General features: G+C 58.4%; 9 protein-coding genes and 5 pseudogenes. 6 read left to right on the forward strand and 8 right to left on the reverse strand.

Translation table 11 applies throughout. From position 1 onward, the window contains the following. Positions 1 to 297: 297 nt before the first annotated feature. The 4 genes and pseudogenes from NKI49_RS32480 to NKI49_RS32495 all read right to left on the reverse strand — a co-directional run. Positions 298 to 1,029: an AfsR/SARP family transcriptional regulator gene (locus NKI49_RS32480; RefSeq protein ID WP_352608219.1), complete on the reverse strand. Its 732-nt coding sequence runs from the start codon at positions 1,027 to 1,029 to the stop codon at positions 298 to 300. A 124-nt stretch (positions 1,030 to 1,153) separates the two neighbouring features. Continuing rightward, entirely contained in the window at positions 1,154 to 1,909 is a 756-nt protein-coding gene (locus NKI49_RS32485) for an acyl-homoserine-lactone synthase (protein ID WP_352608220.1), read from the reverse strand. A gap of 102 nt (positions 1,910 to 2,011) precedes the next feature. Next, entirely contained in the window at positions 2,012 to 2,356 is a 345-nt protein-coding gene (locus tag NKI49_RS32490) for a hypothetical protein (RefSeq protein WP_352608222.1), read from the reverse strand. Further along, a pseudogene (locus NKI49_RS32495) lies at positions 2,356 to 2,484 on the reverse strand (IS5/IS1182 family transposase); the annotation flags it as partial. The pseudogene NKI49_RS32495 and the gene NKI49_RS32490, both read right to left, overlap by 1 nt. 78 nt (positions 2,485 to 2,562) lie before the next feature. Here NKI49_RS32495 and NKI49_RS32500 point away from each other — a divergent pair. The 3 genes and pseudogenes from NKI49_RS32500 to tnpC all read left to right on the forward strand — a co-directional run bounded on the left by NKI49_RS32500 (position 2,563) and on the right by tnpC (position 5,009). Further along, positions 2,563 to 2,949, forward strand: a complete 387-nt coding sequence (locus NKI49_RS32500; RefSeq protein WP_352608224.1) for a transposase — start codon at positions 2,563 to 2,565, stop codon at positions 2,947 to 2,949. Continuing rightward, on the forward strand, positions 2,946 to 3,290 hold the full coding sequence (gene tnpB, locus NKI49_RS32505; RefSeq protein WP_023693549.1) for an IS66 family insertion sequence element accessory protein TnpB: 345 nt from the start codon (positions 2,946 to 2,948) through the stop codon (positions 3,288 to 3,290). The genes NKI49_RS32500 and tnpB overlap by 4 nt, the downstream gene beginning before the upstream one ends. A 76-nt stretch (positions 3,291 to 3,366) precedes the next feature. Next, positions 3,367 to 5,009, forward strand: a pseudogene (gene tnpC, locus NKI49_RS32510) (IS66 family transposase). 167 nt (positions 5,010 to 5,176) lie between these two features. On the opposite strand, the gene NKI49_RS32515 reads toward tnpC, so the two are convergent. Together NKI49_RS32515 and NKI49_RS32520 are read right to left on the reverse strand one after the other, a co-directional pair. Further along, complete coding sequence (locus tag NKI49_RS32515) at positions 5,177 to 5,809, reverse strand: 4'-phosphopantetheinyl transferase family protein (protein WP_352608226.1); 633 nt, start codon at positions 5,807 to 5,809, stop codon at positions 5,177 to 5,179. A gap of 1 nt (position 5,810) precedes the next feature. After that, positions 5,811 to 6,131 (reverse strand): hypothetical protein, encoded by a 321-nt coding sequence (locus NKI49_RS32520; protein ID WP_352608232.1) that lies wholly within the window; start codon positions 6,129 to 6,131, stop codon positions 5,811 to 5,813. Between NKI49_RS32520 and NKI49_RS32525 the strand changes: the two are divergent. Next, positions 6,114 to 6,809 (forward strand): annotated as a pseudogene (locus tag NKI49_RS32525) (IS6 family transposase). The gene NKI49_RS32520 and the pseudogene NKI49_RS32525 sit on opposite strands and share 18 nt — an antisense overlap. A 637-nt stretch (positions 6,810 to 7,446) precedes the next feature. Here the strand turns inward: NKI49_RS32525 and NKI49_RS32530 are convergent. Beyond that, positions 7,447 to 7,692 (reverse strand): phasin family protein, encoded by a 246-nt coding sequence (locus NKI49_RS32530; RefSeq protein ID WP_352608230.1) that lies wholly within the window; start codon positions 7,690 to 7,692, stop codon positions 7,447 to 7,449. Between the two features lie 74 nt (positions 7,693 to 7,766). Here NKI49_RS32530 and NKI49_RS32535 point away from each other — a divergent pair. Both NKI49_RS32535 and NKI49_RS32540 read left to right on the forward strand, forming a co-directional pair. After that, positions 7,767 to 8,404: pseudogene (locus NKI49_RS32535) on the forward strand (IS6 family transposase); the annotation flags it as partial. 44 nt (positions 8,405 to 8,448) lie between these two features. Beyond that, positions 8,449 to 8,586, forward strand: a pseudogene (locus NKI49_RS32540) (ATP-binding protein); the annotation flags it as partial. Positions 8,587 to 8,773: 187 nt separating this feature from the next. On the opposite strand, the gene NKI49_RS32545 reads toward NKI49_RS32540, so the two are convergent. Continuing rightward, the coding region (locus NKI49_RS32545; protein WP_352695913.1) for a non-ribosomal peptide synthetase at positions 8,774 to 11,201 on the reverse strand (2,428 nt) is incomplete at its 5' end.

Genomic DNA, 11,201 nt, shown 5'->3' on the forward strand with positions numbered 1-11,201 from the left:
TTCGTAGTCACGCCAATTCGTCACCCTGAATTTCATCTTTCCCACGTGATGACGACGATCTGCGTTGTGTTTGTACGGCATGGCACTCGCATCAAGCTGATTTTGATCCTGCCTGCCTATCGCCAAACCGTTGACAAAGGATCCATGCACCAACGCTATGCACCAACGCTCCACTAATGCTTACACGAGAGCGTCAGAAGACACAGCCGACCACGTCGGCGCTGGTATCAGTACCGTGGAAGCCAAAAAAATCAACAAAATCAACGAAAATGCTTTCGCGCAGAGGTCTCATAAGTTCTACCAAGATCCATTATTCCTGTTCACCGGGAAAAGTACCTGCCGAATTTCATCAATCTCTGCGGGACTCTGGCAAATTCTAATTTGTTGTCCGACTCTTGCCGTTTTTGGCATCGGATCGACACCGATCTCCGTGCGGAGCGCCTTCTTCCACTTCTCATAGAATATTATTGCACTGGCTCGTTGTTCGTTCAGAAAAAGCAGGGCAATTAGAATCTGAATGAACAATTCATGGAATGGGTCAAACATCAATACTTTTCGACAAATAGAAATAGCGTCAGAATAGGCAGACACTGAGGCATACCGTTCTAAGGCGATGCTAGATAGTGTTACAAAGCAGCTGTGAATACGGTCGCGTTCTGCAACAAAGTGCTCGCAACCCTCTTTCTCCAGAAATTGTCCATGATACAAGTCGATCGCTGATCTCATGGAATTTAGGCATGGAATTTGAGAGAGTTCGATCTGATTTCCGACTTGATTTGCTGTGTTGGCGAGAACACAAGAGTCGACCTCAAGCCATGGCTGAGGTTCGAGGACAATGTCCGAGCCAATAGACCGGAGGTTTTGCCCCCGGTTGCTTGACGGATCGAGACAAAGAATTTGTCTCAAACGCCAAAGGGCGGAGTTAAGGGCGGCCCGTGACCTCTCGGGATCGAGTTCTGGCCAGCAGAGATCCGCAATTCGCTCCCGGCGGTAGATTCGTCCCGGGAAGGCAAAAAGCAGTGCGGCCATCCTCTGGCCGCTTCGCCCCAAATCAGAGCGAATACGGCGGTCGTCTACCGATATCCCAAATTCGCCGAGTAGAGTAATGCGCATTGTGGTCCGATCTCTTTTTGTTTGTTCGGAATTGTTCCTTTCATGATTCACAACGAGAAAGGGGCGTGAAGGAGCTGCCTCTCAACGCTGCGCGTTCACCGAGCGCTTCACTCCATGATTGCTTCGTTTCCCGGACAATGTTGCCCACCTGCTGGAGGCTGACGGCCGCCTGAACGAAAGGCCTCCTCGGACCCCGCCTAACGAGAAGCGAAGCGTCGATCCCAAGCAAGCGGCGAACGTTTTTGAGGGCTTCGTCATTAACCTGAATGTAAGCCACAACGCAGGTGTCGCCGTCGATATCCCGCGCGAGACCGAGCGGCGTGACCTGCCATTTGAGAACTCGGTGGTGCGACATGAAAGACGTTTCCTGGATGCCTCCGACCGCCGAGATCCCTTCTTCGAGAGCAAATTCCATTACTGCGCAACACAACTTGGCCAGAGTGCCGCGGCGAGATGCGCTGCGCTTAGCAGGGACAACATAGGTCCGGGTCCATTCCGCCCAATCAGGCCGGCTGGGAACTCCAGTGCGCTCGCACATCTGTGGAAAAATCCTAGAAACCAGATGCGGCTGACTAGTGGGTATCAGCCTGGCCGACGTGACTACGTCGCCATCCTCCAGTCCAAGGATGTAGGTCGCCGCGTCCGTATCGAACTCGTCGATCTCCCGACCATCTGGGCTTTCTGGGCGCCAGTTCTTTTGTCTGACGAAAATATCATGTCGTCGGCGCAGGAATTGTTCGAATTCTAACTCATAGAGATGCCTGTTGTCGCTCGTAACAACGTGCGCTTGTATCATCGCCGCTCTCCTGCCTGTTCGCAATAGAACGTTACGCATCAAACCCCAGTCGTCACCCGCGGGAAGTACGGGATTGACAGTTCTAACAGGCTGTTGAAGAATTCAGGCTCTTTCGCAAACGAAGCCTGAATCGTCGGCGTTGTGGATGTAGAAGTGGCCGACGAGGCGGCCTGCAGTGCCAAAGACAGCCCAGCCGCGGCCAGAGGCTGGGTCTTTCTCATCATGCCCCTCCCACGAGAATTCCGCGCATGCTGAGCCATCGCGGGTGCCATATCGGACATCGAGGAAGCCCTTGAGTGCGCCGAAGGCGATCTCGCCATCCGCCGAGCCTTTGAATGTCAGATGCGCTTCCTCGACGAGATCGAGGGAGTCGTTATCCCAAACATCCATCTCGACGATGCGCCAGCGGCCGGCAAAGGCCTTGGCGAAGCCGGGAACCTTGGCCATCAGCCGGTCTCCGCCATGAGCTTTGGCAGTCGCACCAGATTGTAGGCAGCGGCTGCGAAGGTGAAGGCCCATCCGACACGGTCGCGGCCGCGGAACCTCGTCTTGTGCTGGCCGGCCACGACCTTGATCGTAAGCGCGTAGGCATCCCCACGTAGCGTGCAGGCGGTTGATCGCTCATTTTCAGCATGAATCATGCGGAGAATCCTGTGAGCGACAGTATGAGCCATCATCGAACATTCGAGATTTTGACGGCGGAGCCTGTGCCGTCCCGACGCAAGCCGCGCCATCGGTCGGACGAAGAGAAGGCACGGCTTGTCGCCGAAGCCTTCTCGCCAGGGGGTAATGTGTCGGCAGTTGCGCGTTCCGAGGGGCTGGACCCCTCGCAGCTCTATGCATGGCGCCGCAAGGCGCTTTCGTCGGGCATGGTTGCGCCACTGACGGAGGCAGCGAGCAAGCCGGCGAAGTTCACGCGCTTTGAAGCGATGGGCAGCGACATGGTGGAAATCGTCATTGGCGATGCCGTGGTGCGCGCCGGCGGCGATGTTGATCCCGATCGCCTGGCGAGGATCATCCGCGCGGTTCGCAAGGCATGATCGCTTCCGGTGTGGTGGTTTACGTGTCGTGCCAGCCTGTCGACTTCCGCAAGGGCGCGGCATCTTTGATGGCGCTGGTCAGGGATGGCGGCCTGGACCCGTTCTCGGGGGCGCTTCACGTGTTCCGCTCGAAGCGTGCGGACCGGGTTCGCATCGTGTGGTGGGACGGCAGCGGGGTTTGTCTTTATTCGAAGACTCTGGAAGATCACAGCTTCTGCTGGTCTGCGATATCGGCCGCGCGCATGCGTCTCGACCACGCCCAGCTGATGGCGCTTCTGGCCGGGTTAGACTGGAAAAAGATCCGTCCGGCCAGGGTCAGGCGGCCGTTATCGACGGGCTGAAACCGGCCTGCGGCAAGATGAATCATGCGGCTGGAACGGTTGGGAAAGCGGCTGTTTTTGTGCTCTGTTGCTTGCCATGGTTCTACCGGGTCTTGCCCTTCCCGACGACGTTGATGCGCTGAAGGCGATGATCCTTTCCATGGCTCGCGAGCAGGCTGCGAGAGGCCCGGATCGCAGTCGCCGAAGCTCGGATCGCAGCATCCGAGGCGGAGGTCGCCCGGCTGAAGGCCGTCGAGAGGAGCGCCAACGAGCGGATCGCCAATCTCACGTCGATCCTGAAAGTTTTACAGCGCACGCAACATGGCACGCGTTCCGAGCGGCTACGCCTGGCCATCGACGACGAGCAGGCCTCCTTTGCCTTCGAAGAGGTCGAGACCGGCCTTTCTGAAATCCGGAGCGAACTCGACCGCGCGGTCGGAAACAAGCCGAAGCGCGCCCCGCGTCCGCGCAAGGGTTTTGCTGCCCACCTCGAACGCATCGAGGAAGTTATCGAGCCGGAAATCCCTGGCGACTGCAAGGGGCTGGAAAAGGTTCTGATCAGTGAGGACTGATCCGAGCGGCTGGACGTCGTGCCGCCGAAGTTCCGGGTCATCGTCACGCGCCGTCCCAAATACGCTTTCCGGGGCCGTGACGGCGTGGTCCAGGCTCTGGCGTCGGCCGGCGCACATCGTTGAAAGTGGCCTGCCGACGGAGCGGCTGCTCGCCTACATCGCCGTGTCGAAATACGCCGACGGCCTTCCGCTTTACCGGCAGGAGACGATCTATCTGCGCGACGGTGTCGAGATCAGCCGGTCGCTGATGGCGCAGTGGACGGGGCATCTGGGCTTCGAGTTGCAGATGCTCGCCGATTACATCCTCGAGCGTGTGAAGGAGGGCGAAAGGATCTTCGCCGACGAGACGACCTTGCCCACCCTTGCCCCCGGTTCCGGGAAAACCACGAAAGCCTGGCTATGGGCCTACGCACGGGATGATCGACCCTATGGCGGAACCAGTCCGCCAATGGTTGCCTATCGTTTTGAGGACAGCACAGGCGCAGATTGCGTGGCGCGCCACCTCGCCGGGTTCAGCGGTATCCTGCAAGTGGATGGCTACTCGGCCTATACCAACCTGGTCAAGGCACGGGCCAAAGCCGGCAGCAATGAATCAATCCGGCTCGCCGGGTGCTGGGCTCACCTGCGGCGCAAATTCTACGACCTGCATATTAGCGGGATCTCGCAGGCCGCGACGGTAACGATCATCGCCATGACCGAATTGTGGAAGGTCGAGGACGAGGTTCGCGGCAAGGATGCCGGAAGCCGCGCCGCGCTCCGTCAGGAAAAATCCGTGGCCATGGTCGCGAGCCTCTTCGATCTATGGGAAGCGGAACTGGGGAAGGTCTCCGGAAAATCCAAGACCGCCGAGGCGATCCGCTACGCGCTCACCCGGCGGGAGGCGCTGGAACGCTTTCTGATGGACGGTCGCATCGAAATCGACTCCAATATCGTCGAGCGTGCAATCAGGCCCCAGACGATCACGCGAAAGAATAGTCTATTCGCCGGCAGCCAAGGCGGTGGACGAACCTGGGCGACGGTAGCCACCTTGCTGCAAACCTGCAAAATGAACAGCGTCGATCCGCTCGACTGGCTCTCGCAGACCTTGACCCGCATCGCTCAAGGATGGCCGGCATCCGAGATCGAAATGCTCATGCCTTGGAACTTTAGGCCTGACGTTATCGGCTGACCGCTTACGATCAATCGGGCGCTGCTGTCGAATGCCCCCGTCCACATCCCGGAATTGCGACAGAGCCCCTCATGTTCCTTCAAAAATTCCGATGATCTGCTCTTCAGAAAGGCGGCTACGTTTCATGTCCTGGTCCTCTCGATGGGCCAGAACGAACGTCAACCGGATTAGATCAGCGGGGCAAGGTCACCGCACGTCGGCCGTGAATATGCCAACCCGATTACATTGTTGGAAATAAGTAACTCGAGCGAAAACGTGCAATTTGCCTTCGACACGTACCCTAATCGCGCAGAGATATCAATTTCCACGTCCTGGAATTCGATGAAATGATTGTACAGTGGAAAAAGCGCCTTATATACCGCCTCCTTCAAAACGAAGAGGTCCCGCCGCTTGAGCAGATGTAGATCGTACATGCGTTGCTCGTTAGGGGTGGCAATCAATTCGATCAGGTTCTCCGGCAGTGGCTCATTAGGCTCAATGTCGATGCCGAGAGCCGCAATCCTTTTCGTCCCTGCAATGGCGGCGGCTGCTACGATATCGTGGTGCGCCAAAGATCCGACGACGCCGGGTGGCCAGATCGGAACACCAGAGCGCGTCTTTAAGATCGGCAGTGGTGGGAATCCCAGTTGGCCAAGGAGTGTTCTGGCGACTACTCTTGCAGCACCGCTTTGGCGGCGAACTTTGGTAACAGCGCGTCCCAACGAGGTAACTTCGGAAGCGTACAAGGTGGAGTCGTCGGCCGGTTGTATTGGACGGATGCCGACGAGGATGTTCTGTTGATCAATGGTGATAGTCTCCATTCTATCTGGTCCCTTTGAGCTTTTCGAATGAGAAGCTCAGCCAATGCAGCTTGGCCTTGGAGTTGATCGACTCGGGCGTCGATAAGCAGCGGCGGCGGACCGCATACAAAGTGCTTCCTATCTTTGGATCACCAAGCCAGGGCTTTCCGACATTTGGGGTATTGTCGGACTCTCGAGAATGAACCTGGGCGGAGTGCCAGAACCTTCCGAGCAGTTCGTTGGGGATCTTTTTCGGTTCTGTCGCAAAACTTTTCGGAAAGGTCATTTGCTGAATGATGCTTGCTCTTTTTTCCGGGAGTTTGTCATGTTCAAAGGCCGCCATTTTGATCGATCCGTGATCCTGCTGTGCGTTCGCTGGTATCTTGCCTACAATCTCAGCCTGCGCGATCTGGAAGAGATGATGGCCGAGCGCGGCATTCACGTCGACCATTCCACTGTCCACCGCTGGGTCGTGCACTTCTCGCTTGAGCTGCTGGACCGATTCAACCGGCGCAAGCGGAACGTCACTGGAAAATGGCACATGGACGAAACCTACATCAAGGTTCGAGGCCAATGGATGTATCTCTATCGTGCTATCGACAGCCTCGGCGATACGGTCGAATTCTTTTTCAGCGAGAACCGTGACCTGCCGGCGGCCAAAAGCTTCTTACGGAAGGCGCTGCAGCGCCATGGCAGGCCGGAACGTATCGCCATCGACGGCAGCCAGACCAATCACGAGGCCATCCGACCTTGCGATCTTGAATCGCCTGCGGCATCGATCGCGACGAGCACTGAAGTCGATCAGCATCCGCAAGAGCCAGTATTTCAACAACCGCATCGAACAGGATCATAGGCGCATCAAGGGCCGCGTCCGGTCCATGCTCGGCTTCAAGTCAACCACAACCGCCGAAACTATCCTCTCGGGCATCGAGATGGTTCATATGATGCGCAAACGACAGGCCAGGTTTGCCAACAATCCCACGCCCTCATTGCCAAGCAGTTCGAAATGCTCGCCGCATGAGCGCCGCGTGACGCTCAACCTGCCCTTGCGACCTCAGCTGGAGTTTGCGACGGAACCAGTTTTCTTAACTCCATCGTCGCAGCGTACGACCCCTTGCCACAGACCATCTTTGCCGATCAGGCGGGCCAGGAATTCCTGGAATTAACGTCACTTAAGCAAATGCAATGCCAACTCAAAAAAGTGTCGTATTATCCGCATCTTGGACGTGCGGCTCGGTTCTATCTGTTTGCTTCGACGCAATTTGTCAGATATTCGACAATGGAGCAGCCAAGGGGGCAATTCGGCGATACGGCAGGAAGTGATCAAGCCGCTCTTCGATGACCTGCACGAGTGTGGGTGCTCCGCGAGCGCGGTGCCGTCGCCCCAGATCGTAGCGCGATTGTCGAGACGGCGACCTTCCCCGACTTGCCGTGCACCACCTCATTGCGTGAACAAATCGCGCGGCTTGTCCGCTACAGCGGGGAGAATCGCGACTGATGCACCGGACCTAGAGGCCAAGACGCGCGGAAAACCGTGAGGACGACATCACTGCGATGCGGTCGGGCAGACAAAGCCGTCCGACCAAATGGAAGAAGACCAGCGCCAGGTGCCCCCGTGGACAAGGTACTGACTTTGGGTCTCGGGTTGCCTTAAGGAATCAGACCGCTTTGCGTACCTTCGAGGTCTTCTCAAAGGCATCCTTGATTGGCTTGGACATATCCTCGCTAGCTCTCAACATCAATGCCTGGAGGGCCTTGGACTGTTGGGCGGACTTCTCGATCTGTTTGCGCAGGAATACGGTCTGCAGTTCGAGAAACTCGGACGGCGACTTCACGGCGACCAGGGCTTCGGGATCTGTTGCAAGCTCTTCGGTAATGAAATCGAGGGCATGGAGGCTCTTCAGTTTCCGAGGAGCTTGTCATGTTCAAGGGCCGTCATTTCGACCAGTCGGTGATCCTGCTGTGCGTGCGCTAGTACCTGGCCTACAATCTCAGCCTGCGCAATCTGGAAGAGATGATGGCCGAACGCGGCCTGAGCGTCGATCATTCCACAGTGCATCGCTGGGTCGTCCGCTTCTCGCCGCAACTGCTGGAGCGCTTCAACCGGCGCAGCGGACCGTCACCGGCAAGTGGCATATGGACGAGACGTACATCAAGGTTCGCGGGCAATGGATGTATCTCTACCGTGCAATCGATAGCGTCGGCGACACGGTAGAGTTCTTCTTCAGCGAACATCGTGACCTGGTGGCTGCCAAACGCTTTCTGCGCAAGGCGTTTCAGCGTCATGGCCGCCCCGAGCGCATCGTCATCGACCGCAGCCAAACCAATCGCGAGGCGATCCGTTCCTGTGACGCGGAAAGCCGGCTGCGGGATCGCTCGCGGCGGCAGCTCAAGCCGATCCGGATCTGAAAGAGCCAGTATCTCAACAACCGGATCGAACAGGATCACCGGCGCATCAAGCGCCGCATCCGCTGCATGCTCGGCTTCAAGTCTCATGCGAGCGCCCCCATCATCCTTGTCCGGCATCGAGATGATCCACATGATGCGCAAGCGACAGGCAAGTATGCCTACAATCCCAGTCCGTCGATCGCCGAGCAGTTCGCCATCCTCGCTGCCTCAACGCCGACTGCAACGGACCAGGCGATCAAGGAAAGGTGCATCATGAAGCATTCGCGAACCCAACCCTCGCCGATGCCATCCTGGACCGCCTCGTTCACAACGCCTATCGCATCGAACTCTCCGGCGAAAGCATGCGCAAACACAGGGTCCTGCCAGTCGCAGACGCAACTGCCGCTTGACCGGAAACGACTTCGTCGACAAATATCAAAAATGACCCTGAGGCGCTCTAAGCCGTCCGGCTTCGCCTCGGAATCGCGTCCGGTATTTAATCGGAATAAGCGTCCGGTTTCGTTTCGGAATCACTGTCCGGTTTCATTGGAATACGCAGCATGAGGGCCGCCTGACGCTCAACCTGCCTTGGCGACCTCAGCTGGAGTTTGCGACGGAACCCCCCGGTGTTCTACGTGAATTGATTAATGCCATCGAAATGGCTCGAGCCAAAACCCGACGGTTTTCTGGAATGGTCACCATGGTCAGGTGGTCGCCAGGAATCGGCACGGTATAAATAGGCGCCGCACTTAAGATCCGGTCCCACCCCCGCATGGGCGAAGTTGCGTTTGGATCTATTGAACTCTTGGCGCGTGCGCCACGAAGGGGGCGAATTTCAGTGGCATAAAACTGATGTATTCCAACTGGCAGGGAAGGAGGTTGGTACCGCTGCAGCGCCCCGTGGAACCGAGCGATTTTTTCATACATTAGCACTTCGTCTCGGAGATCGCCTTTTGAAGGGATCGCTCCAATTTGCTGCGCCTTTTCAAGCAGCTGAGCAATCGAGCTTTGTTCAGCGAAGCGTTCAAGCTCTGCGAAGCACTCATCTTCCAACGATTCGAGGCGTTCCAGAACCAGTTCGTTGACCACCTGGATGGGCGATATGCTCGAGCCATTTGCAGGTAGCGTAACATCGATGAACGCCATGAATGAAACAGCTTCGCGTAGCCTCAACAGGTGCTGCGCAATTGCGTAAGCCAAGATCCCGCCTGATGAGTATCCCGCGAGGCGATAAGCCCCCAACGGCTGGATCTCTTTCATCACTTCGATTGCCTGCGCGGCTATTTCTTCGAGAGTTGGTGGATAAAGTTCATCGAAATCCGGCCATGGCAGCGCATAGACAGGACAGTCTATGTCCATTTCGCTCGCCAATTTGACGGCATAGGAACAGTCTCCCAACCCTGTCGGAAAAAAGAAGAGCGGCAACTGCGATCCCGCCGGACGAATGGAAATCACTCCCGGATTACTTGGTTGTGGTTCCCAATTGAGCTTCGATGCAAGCTCCTTCAGAATGGGTGTCCGGAAGAGATCGCTGGCGCTAAACTTCAGCCCGAGGTTTGAAGCTCGACTTAGCAGCTGCACGGCCAACAGCGAGTGGCCGCCGAGCTCGAAGAAGTTGTCGTGGCGCCCGATGCGCTCGAGGCCGAGCAGCTCTTGCCAGATCCCGGCCAGCAGCGTCTCGACCTCGCCCTGCGGCGCTTCATAGGCGGTGCGCGCATAGGCCTCGTCGTCGGGGGCCGGCAGCGCCTGGCGGTCGAGCTTGCCGTTCGGTGTCAGCGGCAGCCCGTCCAGCCGCACGAAGGCCGACGGCACCATGTAGTCGGGCAGCAGGCTAGCCAGATGGGCGCGCAAGGAGGCAGCAAGCTGCGCGCCATCGGCCTCGCCCGATCCGTCCGCCGGCTTCGCCACCACATAGGCGACGAGCCGCTGGCCGCCGGTGCGATCGGCGCGCGCCACCACCACCGCATCGCCGACAAGCTCGTGCTCGCAAAGCCGCGCCGCGACCTCGCCCGGCTCGACGCGGAAGCCGCGGATCTTCACCTGCTCGTCGTTGCGGCCCAAAAACTCCAGATTGCCGTCCGGCAGATAGCGCCCCAGATCGCCGGTCCGGTACAGCCGGTCGCCCTCCACAAACGGGCTGGCGATGAACCGCTCGGCCGTCAGCTCCGGCCGGTTCAGGTAGCCACGCGCAACGCCGGCCCCGCCGATATAGAGCTCGCCCACCGCCCCCAACGGCACCGGCGCACCATGAGCGTCCAGAAGATAGATCCGCGTGTTGGCGATCGGACGGCCAATCGGGACAACTGACCCGTCAAAGTCATCGGGGCAAGTCCAGGTCGTTGCACAGACTGTCGTTTCCGTCGGTCCATAGGCATTGATAACAGATGCTGCAGGCAGGCGACGGATGAGTTCGGCCTTCGGCAGCTCTCCAGCAAGAATGAGAGCTTGCGACGCCAAATATTCCGCACTTCTGCTTTCCTGAAGCAAGGCCGGAGGCAGCGTCGCGTGGGTGATAGCTTGGCTTCGCAGATAATGCGATAGCCTGGCACTCGCCTGGCGGAGCTCATCCGCAGGCAAATGCAAGGCGGCGCCGGAGCCAAGCGCCATAATCATTTCCCAGGCACTGGCATCAAAACCCAAGGAGGCGAACTGCACCACTCGACTGCTTGAACCAACGCCAAACAGTCCGATCTGAGCCAGCCCCAGATTGACCACTCCGCGATGCTCGACCATGACGCCCTTGGGCGTCCCGGTGGAGCCCGAGGTGTAGATGATGTAGGCGAGATGGCGGGGGGTGAGCCCCAGCGCGCGCGGGTCGGGATCGTCAGCGCCCTGGCCGGCCCATGGACGCGCGCCGCCCGAGAGGTCGACCGCCGTCAGGCTGGCGAGCGCCTCGGCGCCGAGGGCGGCGCGTCCGGCCGCATCGGCCAGCAGCAGCTTGGGGGCGGCATCGGCGAGCACCTGGTTGAGCCGTGGGCTCGGATAGGCCGGATCGAGCGGCACATAGGCGCCGCCCGCCTTCAGG

The sequence above is a fragment of the Mesorhizobium sp. M0587 genome (assembly GCF_040320945.1).
Classification (GTDB): domain Bacteria; phylum Pseudomonadota; class Alphaproteobacteria; order Rhizobiales; family Rhizobiaceae; genus Mesorhizobium.